The organism is Bacillus sp. FJAT-27225 (genome assembly GCF_001685025.1).
Taxonomy (GTDB): Bacteria; Bacillota; Bacilli; order Bacillales; family Cytobacillaceae; genus Bacillus_D.
In genome coordinates, this window is record NZ_MAYU01000012.1 from 52,756 (window position 1) to 69,147 (window position 16,392).

Genomic DNA, 16,392 nt, shown 5'->3' on the forward strand with positions numbered 1-16,392 from the left:
CACTATCTCGCTTGTAAACCTGCTTCATAGCCACTTTTTCTCTCGTTTTCCAAGGAGGCTGAATAACCCCCTTATCAAATATGGCAATGCAAAAAAGATGAAGAAAATCCTGAACAGCTGGTATCCCGCTATGATAGATAAATCAGCCCCTGTTTCGTGCCCAATCATACTCATTTGGTCCATTCCACCTGGAGCCACGCTTAAGTAACTGGTAATAAAATCCATCTCGTAAGCTTTATTTAATAGAATTGCCAATACAGCTGCACCGGCAAGCAACGCTATTCCCGAGGCAATTGCCCAAATGAGCCGGGTTCCGTGAGTTGAAAAAGTTTCTCTCTTGAACATCAGCCCAAGATGGGCACCAATCAATAACTGTGATAAATCCAATGTGCTATCCGGGAGAGCAGGACCCTCAATTCCATTAGCCGTCAGGAACGCTGTTATTAAAATTGGCCCTGTAAGATAGGCGGTTGGCAGCCGGACTTTTTTTCCTAAAACTGCAAAGAAGATCGCTAATACAGCAAAAAAGATTAAGGATGGAAACAAATCATCTCCCGGACTGCTGGGAGTGCTTGAATCATTCAGGGAATAAGGTACCGCCTGAACCACAATAAACGGTACTACAACGAGGATCAATAGAAGGCGTGCAACCTGAAAAATTGTGACCACTGCGCTGTCGGTCTCCCTCATTTCCTCTGAGAGCGTAATCATTTGCGATAAGCCTCCCGGGATACTACCTAGAAGAACCGTCTTATAATCCAGGCCGGAAAACCTGGATATAAGGATAGCCATTCCTGCACAATAGCCAACAAGCAAGACCGTCATCATAACAATCGATAAAAAGTGGCTAGTGATTTGTTCTATTGCTTCACTAGTAAACGATAATCCGAGCGAATAGCCGATGATAATTAAAGCTGCATCCCTTAACTTGGATGGCCAGTGCAGGGTTAGTCCCAGCAGTGACCCTGACAATGTGCCAGCCATGGGGCCCAGAAGCCAAGGCACCGGCAGCATTGCAAAGCTAAATGCAGCTCCTCCAATGATGGCAAGGAGCAATGTCAGGGAGATGGGTTTTAAGATGTTCGACAGTGATTTCATTTCAATCTATCCTTATTGGTTTTTAAAACCATTGGCTATCTTTGCTTCTCCTTCCTTCCCTCCTTCAACAACAGGAAGAAATAAAACAGTATGCAGAAGAGCACTGAAACGGCGGAGGCCCAATAAATGCTGGAATAACCAAGGACATGGCCAATTTGCCCGAACAGGAGCGAACCGATGCCAATTCCGAGGTCAAAGAATGAAAAGAATGTGGCATTCGCCATTCCCCTTCTGTTTTTTGGTGCCCTTTCAATTGACCATGCCTGCAGCCCAGGCTGAATCGTACCAAAACCGAATCCGTACAATGTTGCAGCTGTATAAAGGATTGCCTCATTCGGCAGCCAGGCGAGCAAAACCATGGCAAGCAAGATTAGCAAGGTTCCCGGAATGATTACGGCTCGGTGGCCCTTCTTATCATAAAGTTGGCCGGCGAAAGCGCGTGTCACCATTAGGGCGAGGGCATAGATTAGAAAATAAATTTCAATCCCGCCAATACCTTTCTGTGCTGTATACAAAGGCAGGAAGGCTGCAATTCCTCCAAATGTTACGGTAATGAAAAACATTAGGACAGCCGGCTGCAAAGCACTCTTTTCATAAAAGTCCCACTTCAGTACCGTTGTTTTTGCGCTTTTTTCTACTTGCTTGAAACGTATTGTTGATGATAACAGCAAAGCGGCCAAGCCTAAGCCTGAACAAATAAGAAATAGTGTTTTAAACGATATTGAACCAGCCAGAATGAGTCCGAGAGAAGGGCCCATAGCGAGGGCAAGATTTCCCGACAGGCCGTAATAGCCCATTCCCTCTCCCCGGCGTTCGGGAGGAATCAGGTCAGTTGCAATCGTCCCGGAGGCTGTTGTGGAAAAACCCCAGCCTGCGCCTTGAATAAACCGGATCAGGAATAGAAACAGAAACCCGCTTACATATCCAAAGGCTCCAACCGAAATAACAAAGATTGCAAGCCCCGTCAAAAACACGAACCGCCGTCCCAACGTTTCGAGGAATTGCCCGGCGAATGGGCGAACGAGCAGCGCGGTTAGGGTAAACGCACCGACAACGAATCCGATCATTTGGTCGTTCCCGCCAAGTTGTTCAACAAAAAGCGGAATGGTTGGCAATGTCATTTGAAAGCCAAGGAAAACGAAGAAGTTCGCTAAGCAGATTAGGAGAAAATCACGTGTCCATATTTTACTCTTGCCTGTATTTGCATCAGATTGCCGGTTTGCCTGTCCGATTTGCATACAAGGCCCCTCCCATTATGTATAATGTTGGATGAACAAAGAATGTTGATAGGTATGTTCCTTATTGTACCGCAACCATGACTAAAGAAAGAGCAATAAACTTCCGAAACCGAAATATTTTTTGAAGGAGGAATAGCGATGTATTTAACCATAAAAGAAACAGCCGAATATTTAGCCATGACGGAGGCCCAAATAAAGTCACTAGTGAGCCAAAAGAAAATCCGCGCAATCTTTGATGGCGAGCAATATCTTATTAACCGGGAGCAATTCAGCAACCATTGGGACCATGTTGAGCAAGCAAAACGGATGATTGAAGAATGGCGGAATGAGCCGATTCCGGAAGACCCAGACATAAAGGACGAGGATTGACAAGTTGAAAAGCGCAGCATCTTATGGCAAATGCCTTTCGTTATAAGGGATATTGAGAAAAATAGGTACTTGCCTTAGTACAGGAGCACACCTTCTCTCATAATCTGATACTGTAACAAAAACTAATGAGAGGGGAATACAAAATGTTTTGTCCACGACCAACACAAGTACTTCCGGCTGTCGTACATCCAACCAAGTGCTGCGTTACACATTCATTCAACAATCTTCTTCAGCCGCACGTGCACCCAACCCATAATACGCACGTGAACCATACGAACATCGAAAATGCTCACTACTTCCCGCAGTCCCAGTCCTTCGAGAATGTGACTTCGATGTCTGACATTGGGCCTCAACCGGGCCTTCCACCTGCTCCTACAGTAGCCGGTGCTTTCGCGCCTGGCCCAGGAATGGGTCCTGGTATGGGAATGGCTCCCGGAATGGGAATGGGTCCTGGAATGATGCCTGGGATGATGCCTGGCATGATGGGTCCCGGCATGATGGGTCCTGGCACTGGAGTTGCCGGAGCTTTTCAACCAGGTCCAAATATAGCACCAGGTGTAGCCGGCGCTTATTCCGGCCAGCCAATGGGCGGCTATAAAAAAGGCTGCGGCTGCCGTTAAGGCATACTCAGCAGGGGGCAGGAATATCCTGCCCCTATTCTTTTTACTCGTTTTTTTCCATTCATACATGAATGCGCTTCCCCATCTTTTTCACCTAAGGCTTTCCGGTTTAATTTTTCTTTTAAGCGGGAATATGGGGAAACAGAAGGAGACGCCATATGAAATTTTCCATATATAAAGCGGAACAAAATAAAAATTCAGCAATTAGTAAGTTTGGGACTATTGAAGCCTCCTGTATAGATGTAGCCTCAGACCTGCTATTTAAAAAACTTCGCAGCAGCTCTCGCCCGAGTGACGGAGATATGTTCCTTATAGTCCGGGAGACGGGGGAACCCCTTTCAGAAAATTTCGTTAAGGATGGAACGGGTTTTCGAGTGCTTCACTATCGCGAGGTTGATTAAACCAATAAAAGAGGCCGTTCCAACAGCTAACTTTCGGGACGGCCTTTTAACGTATATAACCTCAGTTTGAAAAGGGGATGTATTTTTCACAACCTAATTCCAAATTTCATCTAATTTATTCGAATAGAAATTTATCGCTCTTTTATATTTTAATAGTTCATCATCGGTTGTTGTATCTATTAGGCATTTTAATAGCAATTCCATCGCTTTGCTATGTTCATTCAAATTATATAAGGTCATTGAGTAGAATGCCTGAATAGCCCTGTTGTCTGGAAATAGTTCAATCCCTTTTAGAAATATACTCTTTGATTTTTCATATTCTCCTAATGTTCTATATGTACTCCCTAATCCTAACAAGGCTCCTTCCAATTCCGTTAAAGACAACCCTAATTTGATTGCTTTTTCATAAAAAGGGACTGCTTTTGATTCTTCTCCTAATAAGTCAAAACTCCAAGCGCATTGATAGTTAATGGATGCATTATGAGGGAATTCCTCCGCCAGCTTTATAAGTAATTCATTAGATTCTTTATGATTTCCACTCTTCCGTAAATCAAAAGCCTTTTCTAGATATATTTCCACCTGTCTCATCTCCATTTTGTCTATTTGTTCCACCCACCTCCCTCATTACAAGAAGGATTTTCTCCGCATTTTCCTTGATTCACGGATTGCTGGCCCGATCAATAAAAAATCTGAACAGTGACAAACAATTAACAATCTAACGCTGCGTCGACAATAACTTCTGTCAAAAGAGATACTAATTGCAGCCCGAGTTTAACCTTCATTTTATTCCATACCTTTCTATATTAACAAAAAAGCAGTCTAATTCAATTACGAATTGGACTGCTAAATTGGCGTTCTTATTAGATTTTTGCTCGAAAACTGAACTCGTTATTTACTGAATCAGGAGGTTTATTGCATGCTGATTGCTTTTCTGGCGAGTGTTACATCATTTTGGAGCAGCTTGCCAAGGTCGTAGGATTGATATAGGCCTCTCTGATACATATAATTATAAATCCGTTCATGGCCTTTGACAGCCTTTGTGAGATGGTTTTGGAATGTACGCCTCAGTTGAGGGGTGGCCACTTCCGTAATGCCGATCCCGTAATTCCTGACCAATGTTTTGGACATTGCAAGCAGGTCACCGGCGTAAAAGGTCGTATCTTCTCTAAATTCATCCTCATCCCGACTGCCATAACCAGGCGCCGAAGGGTAAAACTGGAGCAGCTCAGTCAAATTTTCCTCAAGGTCGCGGATCGTCCGGCGATAAATTTCACGCAGTTCAGCTTCCGCGATTTTTTTAATGCCTATTTTCATTTTCATAACTCCAATTGATTGAAAGGCTACCAACTCATGCATCTCAAGTGTTTCGTGCCATGCAAGTGTCCTGCGCTGTTCATCATTCATTTTCTCATACCTCCGTTTTCTCAACATCACTTTACGATATTCCGGAGTCTGGGAATTGGTTAAATGTCCCACCTAATTAATTTGGGCAGAACACGTGCTTCAGCGCAATGCCTGTTCCAGGTCTTCAATAATCCTTTCAATTGGTCCAAGCCCCACTGCCAGGCGGATTGTGCCGGGGGCGATTCGTTCATTGGCAAGCTGGCGCTCATTTTGCCCTGTATTTGGGGAAAGTGCCAGACTTTCAAACGAACCCCAGGAAACGCCAATTTTTATATAGTTCAGCTTGTCCAGAACACGCTTCACACCTTTATAGCCCCCAGTGACTTCAAAGCCCATCAGCCCGCTATAACCTGTGAAATACCTCTTTCCACGCTCATACTCACGGTGGGAAGGCAGCCCTGGATAATAGACTTGTCTTACATTGGGATGCTGTTCCAGAAAGGCTGCTGCCTTCTTGGCATTTTTCTGGTGTTCGAGCATCCGGAAAGGCAATGTACGCAGCCCCCTAATCAGCAATGTAGCCTCATAGGGGGAAAACGTGCTTCCGACTAACAGGAACTCTTTTTTAAAAAGGGTGTCAATAATGTCCTTGCTCGCGATAACTGCACCGCCTATCAAATCGCTGTGGCCCCCCATATATTTTGAAAGTGAGTGAACAACGATATCTATGCCATGTAAAAGAGGCTTTTGAAAAAGCGGCGTAGCCCAAGTGTTGTCAATAATTGTTCTGATGCCTCTTTCCTTTGCGAGCGAAGCAATACCCTCCAGGTCTGCTACCCGGAACGTCATGTAGGAGGGGCTTTCCATAAAAATAACAGAAGTGCTGGGAAGGAGGTGGCCTTCAATTGTTTCAGCGTCTGTCCCGTAGCATACAGAATGACTGATATTGAATTTACTTAAATAGTTGATTAAACCCATTGTTGAGAAATATAAATTGCTTACACAAAGCACATGGTCGCCGCTTTTCAGAGAATTCAGGAGAGCCGCACTGATTGCTCCCATGCCAGATGAAAAACACCTGCACTTCTCTCCTCTCTCAAGTGCTGCAAGTTTGATTTCAGCCGTCTCGACAGTCGGATTCGTCCCGCGTGTATATACGTAGCTTCCCTGCTCATTCAGGACAGCCTCAGAAAGTTTGTCAGTTGAATCGTAAACAAATAAGGTATTCCCAAAGGTAGGCGGTACAACTGCCCCGCCAAATTCCTTTCGTCTATCTCCCAGTTCAAGGCAAATTTCCACATCTCGGGCCCATTGCTCTTCCATTATAAAAAATCCCATCCTTTTGCAGCTTTTGTTTAGTTTTAACAAAAAAAGGATGAAGTATTGAAAAAAGACAAAAAAAACAGGCTCCCATCAGGGAACCTGTTTTGTAAAAGCAAAAACTAATTAGTTTTTGCGAACGTTTGCTGCTTGAGGTCCGCGAGCGCCTTGCTCAACGTCAAAAGTTACTTCTTGGCCTTCTTCAAGAGTTTTGAAGCCTTCGCCTTGGATAGCTGAGAAATGAACGAATACGTCGTCTCCGCCTTCGCGTTCGATGAAACCGAAGCCTTTTTCTGCATTAAACCATTTAACTTTACCGTTTTCCATGTTTGTTGCCTCCTCGTGTGGTTCGCACACAATTGTATTACTATTCTTGCTCAAACGTATCCAGGCGATGTCGCATGTTACCGAACAAAAATAATTCTTGATAAGAATAACACGTCTAGAATAAAAAGGCAAGTGCCGAAAGAAAAATTGATCCCCCTCTTTTTTCCATCACTGGAAAATCAGCATATTTAGGGAGGAAGTTTCAATCATTTGATCCGCCTGAAAAGAATACGCTTACCTTGTATATAACCGGTCGGATTTTTGGGGTGTTTTTTTTTATGTGGGATAGAAAACTTTTCTAATTTTTCGACGGAAAAATTACCTTAGTATGTAAAATAAGGTACACTAAATAGGAATGTGAGAATCCGAGATTAAGAGGTTCAGAAAACCTGATAATTCTTACATTGAAAACTAAAATGTAGCGGAGAATGAAAAATGGATAAATCACAACGCAACTATTTTGATATCACCTTATTATTTATTATATTCCTGTTTATGATTATAAGTTGTATTTCCATTTACAGCGCACAAAAGTATTCGCCTTATGAGGTTAACTTTGCACTAAGGCAGGTTGTCTGGTATGTAGTTGCCATTGGGGTCTCTTCCTTTGTCTACTTGTTTGATTTTGAACAGATTAAAAGAATTTCACCATATATTTACGGGTTTGGCATTTTTCTTTTACTCGTACTGTTTCTGGCTCCCGAAACCATTGCCCCGAAAACGAAAGGAATAAAGGCATGGTTCGAAATCCCAGGATTCGGTAAACTACAGCCTTCCGAATTCATGAAGGTGTTCCTGATAATTTTCCTGGCAAGGATTATTGTTAACCACAATGAACGATATTTGGACCGGACGCTGCAAACAGACATTGTGCTTCTTTGTAAAATCGGCTTGATTTCCGCCGTACCGCTCGGTTTAATTCTCCTGCAGCCGGATGCGGGAACGGCGATGGCAATGGCAGCAATGGTCATAGGGATGGTCTTTATTTCAGGAATTAATTGGAGGATCCTCGCAACACTTGGTTTATTCGCTGCTGCTGTACTCGGCGGGCTTGCGTATATGTATATTACCAATCCTGATTGGTTCCTTAATTTTTTGGATCCGTTTCAGCTCAACCGGATTCATTCCTGGCTGGATCCATTTGAAGACCGCGGAAATACTTCCTATCAGCTGGCGAATTCGATTCTGGCGATAGGCTCAGGGACAATGTACGGCAAAGGCTTTAACATGGCGCAGGTGAATGTACCCGAAGCCCACTCGGATTTCATCTTCACGATTATCGGCGAGGAATTTGGTTTCTTCGGGGCAAGTATTGTCATTTCCCTATACTTTATGCTAATTTATCGGATTATCGTGATTGCCCTCCAAAACAAAGGCTACTATGAGAGCTTGATTGCAACGGGCGTAGTGTCAGTCCTTACCTTTCATATCTTTGAAAACATTGGCATGGTCATCGGGCTTGTCCCAATTACTGGAATCCCGCTGCCTTTGTTAAGCTACGGCGGAAGCTCCCTGCTTGGGACGATGCTGTCACTGGCGCTTGTCCTGAACATTTCTGCCAAAACGAAAAAGTACATGTTCGGAGACGATGATGATTAATGAGAAAAGCGCAAGCGCCTTCGTGACAGGCAAAGAACGCCTGTCCCTGCGATGATTATTCTTGGAAGCTTTCCTTAATGCCCAGCGCCGTATGGCCTGGAGTCTCTCCAACTGAGATAAAGGAAACACGAAGCGCGTTAGCGATTCGATGTTGACTTATCGTAGGGCGGAGAGCGAAGGACACTAGGCGCTAGGCGCTGGAGCTAGACAGTACTCAAAGAAAAAGAAAGAGAATTATAGATTTTGCGATTGATGACCACTAAGGAAAGGAATGAAAAAAGGCGCATCCATTATTGGGTACGCCTTCTTCATTATATAGTGGCAATTTTTTATAGCGGAGGATAAATTGGGTGTCCCGACGAAGTTGCTTCAATTGAAAGCGGCGGATAAATTGGATGCCCTGCTGCAGTGTCCTCAATCTTTAGCGGCGGATAAATTGGGTGCGCAGATGCTGGTCCAGCAGCTACTGCAAACAATCCAAAAGTGAAAACCGAACCAAGAACGATAAGTGCTTTTCTCATTCGTATTCCTCCTAAAAAATTTTATTTAAATAATAGACTGCCTGTTCGAACAGTCCCTCACGGGTATAATGTCCGGCAAGCATTTTATAAAAATGGGCAAGATCATCCTTGTGCTCTTTCCCATCTTCTAACAGTGGAATGACTTTTGCCTGCAAATACTCGAAAGCTTTTGGCCCTGAAGTGTCAACCATCAGATAAAACGACGCCAAATGCCTGTATTTCTTGCTTCCCAGCTCGTTCGCCAGTGCAAGCACTTCTTCAAAATAGGTTTTAGCCTCCTCGGTTTCTCCTTCTGAATGCTTCATCTCCCCGATTGCGTACAGGGTGACCAGATAACCGAGCCCCTTTTCCTTTTGCAGGGATAAACTTTTTTCAAAAAAGTGAACCGCTGCATCAGGCTTTTGCATTTTCCTTTGCAAAAAGCCCATATTATGATAAATCATCGGCAATAGCCTTTGTTCATTTAAAAGCTCGGCGTTCCGTATGAGATGCTCAAAACACGATGAGGCTTCCTCATAAATATTTGAGTAGGTATAGTCAATTCCTAGGAGAACCAATGCATGAAGAATACGCCTGAAATTATGCTGTTCCATAAAATGCTGAAGGGCTTTTTTGGCAAAATGGATGGAGTGGCCGGGCTGCAGCATATGACTTTTGGCAAACGCACGATGGTACAGGAATTCGCCAATATTGACAGTACCGATAAACTCTCCATCAAGCCTCTCCAGGATTAAATCAGCCTGATGATACTTCCCTTTTTTCATTAAATGGATGCTTGTAAAATAATCGAACAAATTCCTCTCCGGGCGCGAAAAGTTATTCGACTGTTTTCTTAGCAGCTCATACTGGTTTTCCGCATCGTCTGCATACCCCTTAAACAAAAAGTATCTGTATTTAGCTAGTTCATATGTATACATATACGATGTGAAATGTACGAGACTGCCCAGTTCCGCAAGCTTTTCAAATACCGAATCCGCCTCGGAGTTAATTTGGAAATTCATCGCCGCATCAAAAGCGTCCAGCAGCTGTTTGATTTCCTCATCCTTTCCCTCAATATCCTCAACCTCTATACCCAGCCTATCAAGCAGGAGTGCAATTGTTTCCCTGTTTCCCTCCTTTGAGTTATGTTCGATCTTGCTTAAATGCGGAATCGAGCATATCCCTTCAGCGAGCTCTTTTTGCGTCATTCCCTTTTGGGTTCTGTAATACTTGATTATTGGGCCTATTTCCATAAAACTCACCAACTGTTTTCTTTTTACTCTATCATGAATTGAGTATTATGAAACGAGATAATTCTTAATAATTTGAATTTTATTATACCATAACGATAGTAAATACCCAAAACCATCCGGCTTTATTGCCGGATGGTATGAGTCGGGTACAAGTGTTGTATTGTATTTTATTATCAGTATTATCGAACGCGAGGGAAACCGAAACCGGAAGCATAGTCATCACCAGTGGCAGCACCTGTGCCGCCTTTTATGTCATACAGTTTGGCACGGTTTTGAAGCTCCGTACGAATCTGGACATTTGACAATGATTTGTTTTCAGCCCAGATTTTCGCTGCAAGCCCGGAGATATGTGGGGTAGCCATGGATGTACCGCTCATGGTAGTATAGCCGCCGCTAGTTGCAGTCGAATAAATTGCGCCACCCGGTGCGGAAAGTTCAATATCACGCTCTTGGATTACATAATCTCCATCTGTGTTTGGGTTGCCCCTTGATGAGAAGTCGGATACTTTATGTGTCCCATTTACAAATGTATTATCAAGGGAGGCAACAGCGATTGCATTTACGAGTGCGCCAGGGTAGCCGATTGTGTTCGCACTAGGGCCAGAATTACCAGCCGCAGCCACAACAAGGGCACCTTTGCCATATGCATAATCAACAGCGTTAGAAATCAATGTGTTTTTGGTGCTGGAACCAAGGGACATTGAAATAACCGTTTTTACACCTAAACGAGTCGCTTCATTTGCAGCATGCTCAATTGCAGCCGCGATATCATCGGAATAGCCTGAACCACGGTCATTCAGGACTTTATATGCCCAGAGTTCTGCTTGGGGAGCAACACCATAAATACCGGTGCCGTTTCCACCGTTGGCAAGAACCGTTCCGGCAACATGTGTTCCATGGCCGTTTTTATCGTTGCATACCCCATTAACAAGTGGAGATGTCCGCTGAGTGAAGTCCTTACATTGCTCAACATTGGCAGCCAAATCTGTGTGTGCCTTATTGACCCCTGTATCAAGTACAGCTACCTTGATGCCATCGCCACCGGATGTCTGTGTAATAGCAGAATCATTATAAATGGCTTCAATTCCCCATGGAGTTTGGTCAGTTGGCGCCATTGTTCCTGCGCCAGGCTTGGCGTAAATCTCGACTTGTTCTACCAGTTCAACTTTGAGGTTTTTATTTTTCAACAAAGCCTTATATTGGCTTTCATTGACATTCGTAGTAAATCCCTCTGCCCCAAAATCATGCCGCTTTCCATAGCTGGCCTGCGCCTTCGCTTTTTCGTTGCTATTGCCTTTAATCAATACCCGGAAGGAATCCTGTGCAGCCTGTTCTGGCGCCTGCCCAAAAGCAGCTGTAGCAAATACGGAAACTCCCAACATTAAGCTTAAAACAACTGATCCAATTTTGGTTCTCTTCTTCATTCGCTTGCTCCTCTCGAGTATAAAAATTCTGCAGCAACTAAGCCGCCTAGTTTTAGTATATTTAAACTATTCTGAATGTAGCAATCTATAATCCCTACTCTCTTATTGGGAAAATAAAAGTTTTATGCATCACAAATTGTTCATTCAATCTGCAAAATTTTTGCATATTTGCAAGGTAGAATAAGAGTAATCAGAAAAGGAGGAAGATACTATGAAAAAATTTGCGCTTACGATTTTCGGGGCAGCCATTTTGTTAGGGGCAGGCTCTGCAGGTGCATTGGCAGAAGGCCCAGGTAAAGGTACAGATCTGATTAATTTCGGGGAAATGAAAGGACATCTGCAGCAAATGCACCCAGAAATGAATGAAAAAGAGCTGAAGGACATGTATGAGAGCTGCCATGACACTGGTGGTGCAGAGCCGTCCAAAAACTTTCAAATGATGGACCCAAACCATTTTTAAGTTGGGAAAATTTTAAAAAGATAGGGGACCCCGAAAATTCGGGGTCCTTTTTCACGCAGGTACCGTTGTATATAATTTCACTTTATTGTATATTTTCCCAATATTTTTTTAAGCAAAAGAAAAGTTTTCATTCTGGATCGGTAAATTCCTCCCTTTCCCGATCCTTGAAGGCAGCGTTCCTCTATTGAAATTTTTAACAAAAACCAACTCCTTTTTTAACTTTTCTGTATTAAACTAGCTGATAATTTGCTATTCTACTAGTTGAAAAAGGGATTGGGGGAAACTGGAATGAGAAGAATGACACTTGCCACTGGTGAAACAGTAGAGGTGGCTTGCTTAAGCTGCGCGATAACCGGAGGGATAATTAAACCTGAAGGCGGCACCCTCATTGAATCACAGTACTTCCACGCCCATCAGGATGTCGCGTATCCGATTAAAGGGCTGGTGATTCTTGCTTCAAAACGGCATTTTACAGCCCTGGATGAAATAGGCGATGCAGAAGCGGATGACCTAATCCGGATGCTGAGGAAAATACGCACAGCCCAGCGTGAGGCGCTAGGAATTGACTATGTTTATTACTTTTATAACGAAGATACCACCCACCATTTTCATGTATGGATGGTACCCCGCTACCCTTGGATGAACGCGTTTGGCCGCTCCATCGAATCCGTACGCCCCGTCCTCCTCCACGCCCGGCATAAATTGAACACTGAACAGAATAGAAAGGACGTCCATGATTCCCTCGATTTAATAAGAAGCCATTTGAACACTAAATAATATTCTTTTTTCGGGTGGAGATGAAATTCCGCCCTTTATTTTTCCAAAAAAGTGAAGCTCATTAAGAAACAGATTCGTCTAAGGGGAAACAAGGAAGCATTTAGGGGGTTCAAGATGCCAAATGAACTAGCAGAATGGCGGATTGCACAGGCGCGAGGCAATGAGGCCAAACTTGAAGCGCTGATGGATGTCTATGGTGATGGGGTAAAGAGTTTAATTTACTCGTATGTGAAGGATTGGGGCATTGCCAGCGATCTTGTCCAGGAAGTGTTCGTAGCTGTTTTTCAGAAGTTAGACAGCTTCGAAGGGCGTTCGTCTTACAAAACATGGCTTTACACAATAGCCATTAACCGTTCAAAGGACTATTTAAAAAGCTGGCACCACCGGCATGTATCTGCTGCCGAGAAAGTATTTTCGTTTTTGAAAGACAAAGGGCGGACACCTGAGGAAGAAGTACTTGCCAGTGATGCAAACCAGCAGCTTTTAAAAGCAGTTTGGTCGCTTCCTTTAAAATACAGAGAAATTCTCCTCCTTCACTATTACCAGGATCTCTCGATTTCTGAAATAAGTGAAGCACTTAATCTGACGGCGAGTACTGTAAAGACAAGATTGTACCGGGCACAGGATAAAATGAGGAAAACCTATACTCCGACTGAAAGAGGTGGCAAGTATGAATCAGTTTAGCGAAGAGCTTAAAAATGCCCTCAACGGGAGTTCTCCTGCGGAAGCCCGTTTAACGGAGAGCGAAAAGGAGAGAATTAGGGACCGGATACAGTCAGTAAAGGGAAGAAAGCCACGAAACAAGAGGGATGTTTTACCTAAGACGCTCACAGCTCTTGTAGCTGCATGTTTTATTTTTGTTACAGGCGGAATTGCAGCAACAAAATTGGGATACTTGGAAGGCATAATGGGATCCCCTTCAACATCTCAGTCAAGCGGCCTTCCATTTTATGACCAGATGGAGAAAGGAGATTTCCTGAAGGGATGGGAGCTTGTTAGAAAAACACCTAATTACGGCCAATCCAGTTTAATGGGGGCAACGTTTGAAGGAATTGCAGAAGTGTCTGGGATGCTTATCTATCATGATGAAAAAAGCGGCGAATTTGCAAATAAGATTGTTTTTGTTCCTGATACTGGTTCCGCTAAGCTGCTTCCTACAACCCATGGCGAGGTCCGGGAGTTAGTCTTTAATGATATGGACATGAAAACTGTCGAGAAAATATATCAACTTAATCCCGGCGGTGTGGCAGAAAATGTAAAAATAGAAATTACTTCCTATATCGCCCATCAGTATCGCGACAAAGATGTTGCCGATGTGATTAATTTTAACCCTGCGGTTATGGAGGATGAACCATCCCGGACATATACCTCCAAAAAGATTTCTGTTGATTCGGCTGGAAGGATTATGTTAAATACCGAATTGCAATCGATATACGATAAGTATTCAACGAGCCATGACGATCAGTTGCTTAGCGGGCTTGACCCATTCTCTGTTTTCCTGCTGTATTTTTACGCGAAAGAAAAGAGTGACGACGAAACTCAATATTGGCTGCATAACTTTAGTATGGAAATTCCCCCTGATTTCAGCACCGTTGAAAAGTTTACTGCTGAATCTAAAAAGCCGATACTAATAGAAAACAGTTCGAAGCTGCTGAAAACTGTAAGGGATGCTGGTACTGTAAAAGAGGAAATCCTTAACGACGGAACAGCGACCATTCACATTTCGGAAACCGATGGCCACGCTTTCAGGCTCTCAAAAAACGATAAAGGAATTTGGAAAATAAGTTGGCTGGCAGTACAATAACGATTAAGCGCCGCTCCCTGAATGCACGGGGACGGCGATTAATCATTTACTCATCCGTTTTCTTTCCTTCAACCTCTTGCCGGGTCATTTCCTCTTCTTCCTCTACTGTTATCATAGTAATTGTGTCCTGAAGGCTATGAAACGCCTCATCGAGATTTCTTCTTGATGGAAATGGTATTTGTTCATTTTCTTTCATGGTATCCCGCCTCCTTTTCTTTTACTTTTCTCCAATTAGGGTAATTAGAAACATAACTAGGGAAAAATGAGTAATTCATTGCTTATTTGCGAAAAATAACCTGGTACTGAGACTGGCTAGAAAGGATGAGCTTACATGAGCAAAGAAAATAATACGGACTCTACAAAAATTGCCGGAAAGATTTACGATGTCACTGATTATCAAAAGGATAACGAACTGTCCTCCGGATTGGCTGAAACTCATGAGCAAGCAATGGACGCGTATATGGAAGGCGAAATCGGCGGTAAAATCGAGCGGCCTGATGGCAGCGCAGATGATCTTCCCCGCGGGAAAAACAAGTAGTTAAACAGGGTTCTTGAGGTCTTCTCAAGGACCTTTTTACATAGAAAATGAATAATTCAGCGATTTTAAGATTAATTCGAACACTTTTTTAAATAATTTAGCGGTTTTGAAATTAATTCTTCAAGTGCAGAATATTCCAAAAAATAACGACCCCCTCGGGTTAACCACAACTAAAAGAAAGACGGGCTTAGCGCCCGTCCCCATCTCCATGCCTATCTTGCAGCCCGTCAGCGGGGTCATCATCAACATATGGATCATGTTCGAAAGCGGGCAGATCACCAAATGCCGTCATTGTACCGGCCTCATCAAGTTCCTGTTCGTATTTACGGTGCTGTCCGTTCGGGTAGACAGTCAGGTTTTTTCCATACATGTCAACGCCAACAAAGTTTTCATAGTCCTCCACATAACCGACCGGGTCTTCGGACTCGATGTAATCGTCATTGTAATGATCTTTTTCGTCGGTGAATGCAAAATCCGATGGTGTTTCGGATGTTCCATACGAGGCAACTTCCTGCCAGGAGTCCTCCGCATCGTAGGATACACTTTCATCCTCTTCATCCTTGTCGAATTTGCCGAACGGCGGCATAAGAACTCCCTCTTCGACTGGGCGGGTATGTGACGTTACCTTGTCAGGGCTGTGCTCCTTGCAGTAGGTTGTATCCGGAAGTGCCTCAAGCCTCTCAATTGGTATTTCCTTTCCGCAAACCTGGCACTTTCCGTATGTCCCGTTATTCATGGCTTCGAGTGCCCTGTTAATATTGTCAATTTGCTGGTTGTAATGTTCGTTTAGGGCAATGTCCTTTTCACGTTCATATAATTCGGTCGCATCATCGGCCGGATGGTTATCATAGCTTGAAAGCTCTCCCATTGATTCATGGTCGTGCCCTCGCTGCAATCCAAATTCGTCGTTTTCCGAAAAATGCTTATCCAGGTCCGCCTTTTCCTTAAGCAAGCGAGACCGCAGCTCTTCCAATTGGCTTGAAGATAACATATGCTGGCCCCTTTCCTAATAATCCGCACCAATTCGGCACGGTGCAATCTTCTCTTTAGTTTCAAATTAACTGCCTGTTATTATGCAGAATTTTGTTTGGATAAGGCGGAGCCGAAGTTGCAAGCTAAAGGTATAAGGAGGGGAAGACAATGCCGAATCGTGACAAAGGGAAATTCCAGCATATACAGGAAAAGCACCAGGGAGAGTACATTGGAACAGACCGTGATCAGCCGCGGGGAAAATACAGTGGAGACTATAACGGACAAGGGAATACAGATAAATCTCCAGGAGCAGTGGGCAGGAAGGTTTAACGAGGTGTATATAGCAAA

At 43.7% G+C, this 16,392-nt stretch carries 21 protein-coding genes; 10 read left to right on the plus strand and 11 right to left on the minus strand.

Translation table 11 applies throughout. The annotated features are described in order from the left end of the window. Positions 1-24: 24 nt before the first annotated feature. On the minus strand, positions 25-1,098 hold the full coding sequence (locus tag A8F94_RS07895; protein WP_077247610.1) for an AbrB family transcriptional regulator: 1,074 nt from the start codon (positions 1,096-1,098) through the stop codon (positions 25-27). Positions 1,099-1,133: 35 nt separating this feature from the next. Then, complete coding sequence (locus tag A8F94_RS07900; RefSeq protein WP_066198045.1) at positions 1,134-2,336, minus strand: MFS transporter; 1,203 nt, start codon at positions 2,334-2,336, stop codon at positions 1,134-1,136. 138 nt (positions 2,337-2,474) lie between these two features. Between A8F94_RS07900 and A8F94_RS07905 the strand changes: the two genes are divergently transcribed. The 3 genes from A8F94_RS07905 (at position 2,475) to A8F94_RS07915 (ending at position 3,726) form a co-directional block, all read left to right on the plus strand. Next, the gene (locus A8F94_RS07905; protein ID WP_066198047.1) at positions 2,475-2,705 is read left to right on the plus strand and encodes an excisionase family DNA-binding protein; all 231 of its coding nucleotides are present in this window, start codon (positions 2,475-2,477) and stop codon (positions 2,703-2,705) included. A 143-nt stretch (positions 2,706-2,848) separates the two neighbouring features. Further along, positions 2,849-3,325 carry a spore coat protein gene (locus A8F94_RS24890; protein WP_077247611.1) on the plus strand — a complete coding sequence of 159 codons (477 nt, stop codon included), beginning with the start codon at positions 2,849-2,851 and terminating at the stop codon, positions 3,323-3,325. A 158-nt stretch (positions 3,326-3,483) separates the two neighbouring features. After that, complete coding sequence (locus A8F94_RS07915; protein WP_066198054.1) at positions 3,484-3,726, plus strand: hypothetical protein; 243 nt, start codon at positions 3,484-3,486, stop codon at positions 3,724-3,726. A gap of 93 nt (positions 3,727-3,819) precedes the next feature. Here A8F94_RS07915 and A8F94_RS07920 read toward each other — a convergent pair whose 3' ends face one another. From A8F94_RS07920 to A8F94_RS07935, 4 genes are all read right to left on the minus strand, one after another. Beyond that, positions 3,820-4,305 (minus strand): tetratricopeptide repeat protein, encoded by a 486-nt coding sequence (locus A8F94_RS07920; protein ID WP_066198057.1) that lies wholly within the window; start codon positions 4,303-4,305, stop codon positions 3,820-3,822. A gap of 330 nt (positions 4,306-4,635) precedes the next feature. Further along, positions 4,636-5,130: a spore coat protein gene (locus tag A8F94_RS07925; RefSeq protein ID WP_139070050.1), complete on the minus strand. Its 495-nt coding sequence runs from the start codon at positions 5,128-5,130 to the stop codon at positions 4,636-4,638. A 99-nt stretch (positions 5,131-5,229) separates the two neighbouring features. Further along, the gene (locus A8F94_RS07930; RefSeq protein WP_066198059.1) at positions 5,230-6,393 is read right to left on the minus strand and encodes a trans-sulfuration enzyme family protein; all 1,164 of its coding nucleotides are present in this window, start codon (positions 6,391-6,393) and stop codon (positions 5,230-5,232) included. A gap of 123 nt (positions 6,394-6,516) precedes the next feature. Next, on the minus strand, positions 6,517-6,717 hold the full coding sequence (locus A8F94_RS07935; protein ID WP_043932249.1) for a cold-shock protein: 201 nt from the start codon (positions 6,715-6,717) through the stop codon (positions 6,517-6,519). Positions 6,718-7,152: 435 nt separating this feature from the next. Between A8F94_RS07935 and A8F94_RS07940 the strand changes: the two genes are divergently transcribed. Next, on the plus strand, positions 7,153-8,316 hold the full coding sequence (locus A8F94_RS07940) for an FtsW/RodA/SpoVE family cell cycle protein (protein WP_066198062.1): 1,164 nt from the start codon (positions 7,153-7,155) through the stop codon (positions 8,314-8,316). Positions 8,317-8,645: 329 nt separating this feature from the next. Here the strand turns inward: A8F94_RS07940 and A8F94_RS07945 are convergent, their stop codons facing one another. The 3 genes from A8F94_RS07945 to A8F94_RS07955 form a co-directional block, all read right to left on the minus strand. Further along, entirely contained in the window at positions 8,646-8,837 is a 192-nt protein-coding gene (locus A8F94_RS07945; protein WP_066198065.1) for a hypothetical protein, read from the minus strand. Between the two features lie 11 nt (positions 8,838-8,848). Next, positions 8,849-10,069, minus strand: coding sequence for a helix-turn-helix domain-containing protein (locus A8F94_RS07950; RefSeq protein ID WP_066198067.1), 1,221 nt, complete (start codon positions 10,067-10,069; stop codon positions 8,849-8,851). 179 nt (positions 10,070-10,248) lie between these two features. Then, entirely contained in the window at positions 10,249-11,493 is a 1,245-nt protein-coding gene (locus A8F94_RS07955) for a S8 family peptidase (protein ID WP_066198070.1), read from the minus strand. Between the two features lie 211 nt (positions 11,494-11,704). On the opposite strand from A8F94_RS07955, the gene A8F94_RS07960 reads away from it, so the two are divergent. The 4 genes from A8F94_RS07960 (at position 11,705) to A8F94_RS07975 (ending at position 14,534) form a co-directional block, all read left to right on the plus strand. Continuing rightward, positions 11,705-11,953 (plus strand): hypothetical protein, encoded by a 249-nt coding sequence (locus A8F94_RS07960; RefSeq protein WP_066198073.1) that lies wholly within the window; start codon positions 11,705-11,707, stop codon positions 11,951-11,953. A 288-nt stretch (positions 11,954-12,241) separates the two neighbouring features. Beyond that, positions 12,242-12,730 (plus strand): HIT family protein, encoded by a 489-nt coding sequence (locus tag A8F94_RS07965; protein ID WP_066198076.1) that lies wholly within the window; start codon positions 12,242-12,244, stop codon positions 12,728-12,730. Positions 12,731-12,844: 114 nt separating this feature from the next. Further along, positions 12,845-13,414, plus strand: a complete 570-nt coding sequence (locus A8F94_RS07970) for a sigma-70 family RNA polymerase sigma factor (protein ID WP_066198079.1) — start codon at positions 12,845-12,847, stop codon at positions 13,412-13,414. Continuing rightward, positions 13,401-14,534: a hypothetical protein gene (locus A8F94_RS07975; RefSeq protein WP_066198082.1), complete on the plus strand. Its 1,134-nt coding sequence runs from the start codon at positions 13,401-13,403 to the stop codon at positions 14,532-14,534. Before A8F94_RS07970 ends, A8F94_RS07975 begins: the two co-directional genes overlap by 14 nt. Before the next feature lie 46 nt (positions 14,535-14,580). Here the strand turns inward: A8F94_RS07975 and A8F94_RS25675 are convergent, their stop codons facing one another. After that, positions 14,581-14,730, minus strand: coding sequence for a hypothetical protein (locus A8F94_RS25675; RefSeq protein WP_175384374.1), 150 nt, complete (start codon positions 14,728-14,730; stop codon positions 14,581-14,583). Positions 14,731-14,865: 135 nt separating this feature from the next. Between A8F94_RS25675 and A8F94_RS07980 the strand changes: the two genes are divergently transcribed. Further along, the gene (locus A8F94_RS07980; RefSeq protein WP_066198085.1) at positions 14,866-15,072 is read left to right on the plus strand and encodes a YozQ family protein; all 207 of its coding nucleotides are present in this window, start codon (positions 14,866-14,868) and stop codon (positions 15,070-15,072) included. 187 nt (positions 15,073-15,259) lie between these two features. Here A8F94_RS07980 and A8F94_RS07985 read toward each other — a convergent pair whose 3' ends face one another. Next, a complete protein-coding gene (locus A8F94_RS07985; RefSeq protein WP_066198088.1) occupies positions 15,260-16,063 on the minus strand; it encodes a TraR/DksA C4-type zinc finger protein in 804 nt (267 codons plus the stop codon). 149 nt (positions 16,064-16,212) lie between these two features. Between A8F94_RS07985 and A8F94_RS25680 the strand changes: the two genes are divergently transcribed. After that, positions 16,213-16,374: a hypothetical protein gene (locus A8F94_RS25680; protein ID WP_175384375.1), complete on the plus strand. Its 162-nt coding sequence runs from the start codon at positions 16,213-16,215 to the stop codon at positions 16,372-16,374. Positions 16,375-16,392: the final 18 nt, after the last annotated feature.

What these genes read in the sequence shown, in the direction of transcription:
- A8F94_RS07895 (WP_077247610.1), bottom strand. Translation starts at nt 1,098, where the DNA reads ATGAAATCACTGTCGAACATCTTAAAACCCATCTCCCTGACATTGCTC.
- A8F94_RS07900 (WP_066198045.1), bottom strand. Translation starts at nt 2,336, where the DNA reads ATGCAAATCGGACAGGCAAACCGGCAATCTGATGCAAATACAGGCAAG.
- A8F94_RS07905 (WP_066198047.1), top strand. Translation starts at nt 2,475, where the DNA reads ATGTATTTAACCATAAAAGAAACAGCCGAATATTTAGCCATGACGGAG.
- A8F94_RS24890 (WP_077247611.1), top strand. Translation starts at nt 2,849, where the DNA reads ATGTTTTGTCCACGACCAACACAAGTACTTCCGGCTGTCGTACATCCA.
- A8F94_RS07915 (WP_066198054.1), top strand. Translation starts at nt 3,484, where the DNA reads ATGAAATTTTCCATATATAAAGCGGAACAAAATAAAAATTCAGCAATT.
- A8F94_RS07925 (WP_139070050.1), bottom strand. Translation starts at nt 5,130, where the DNA reads ATGAATGATGAACAGCGCAGGACACTTGCATGGCACGAAACACTTGAG.
- A8F94_RS07930 (WP_066198059.1), bottom strand. Translation starts at nt 6,393, where the DNA reads ATGGAAGAGCAATGGGCCCGAGATGTGGAAATTTGCCTTGAACTGGGA.
- A8F94_RS07935 (WP_043932249.1), bottom strand. Translation starts at nt 6,717, where the DNA reads ATGGAAAACGGTAAAGTTAAATGGTTTAATGCAGAAAAAGGCTTCGGT.
- A8F94_RS07940 (WP_066198062.1), top strand. Translation starts at nt 7,153, where the DNA reads ATGGATAAATCACAACGCAACTATTTTGATATCACCTTATTATTTATT.
- A8F94_RS07945 (WP_066198065.1), bottom strand. Translation starts at nt 8,837, where the DNA reads ATGAGAAAAGCACTTATCGTTCTTGGTTCGGTTTTCACTTTTGGATTG.
- A8F94_RS07950 (WP_066198067.1), bottom strand. Translation starts at nt 10,069, where the DNA reads ATGGAAATAGGCCCAATAATCAAGTATTACAGAACCCAAAAGGGAATG.
- A8F94_RS07955 (WP_066198070.1), bottom strand. Translation starts at nt 11,493, where the DNA reads ATGAAGAAGAGAACCAAAATTGGATCAGTTGTTTTAAGCTTAATGTTG.
- A8F94_RS07960 (WP_066198073.1), top strand. Translation starts at nt 11,705, where the DNA reads ATGAAAAAATTTGCGCTTACGATTTTCGGGGCAGCCATTTTGTTAGGG.
- A8F94_RS07965 (WP_066198076.1), top strand. Translation starts at nt 12,242, where the DNA reads ATGAGAAGAATGACACTTGCCACTGGTGAAACAGTAGAGGTGGCTTGC.
- A8F94_RS07970 (WP_066198079.1), top strand. Translation starts at nt 12,845, where the DNA reads ATGCCAAATGAACTAGCAGAATGGCGGATTGCACAGGCGCGAGGCAAT.
- A8F94_RS07975 (WP_066198082.1), top strand. Translation starts at nt 13,401, where the DNA reads ATGAATCAGTTTAGCGAAGAGCTTAAAAATGCCCTCAACGGGAGTTCT.
- A8F94_RS25675 (WP_175384374.1), bottom strand. Translation starts at nt 14,730, where the DNA reads ATGAAAGAAAATGAACAAATACCATTTCCATCAAGAAGAAATCTCGAT.
- A8F94_RS07980 (WP_066198085.1), top strand. Translation starts at nt 14,866, where the DNA reads ATGAGCAAAGAAAATAATACGGACTCTACAAAAATTGCCGGAAAGATT.
- A8F94_RS07985 (WP_066198088.1), bottom strand. Translation starts at nt 16,063, where the DNA reads ATGTTATCTTCAAGCCAATTGGAAGAGCTGCGGTCTCGCTTGCTTAAG.
- A8F94_RS25680 (WP_175384375.1), top strand. Translation starts at nt 16,213, where the DNA reads ATGCCGAATCGTGACAAAGGGAAATTCCAGCATATACAGGAAAAGCAC.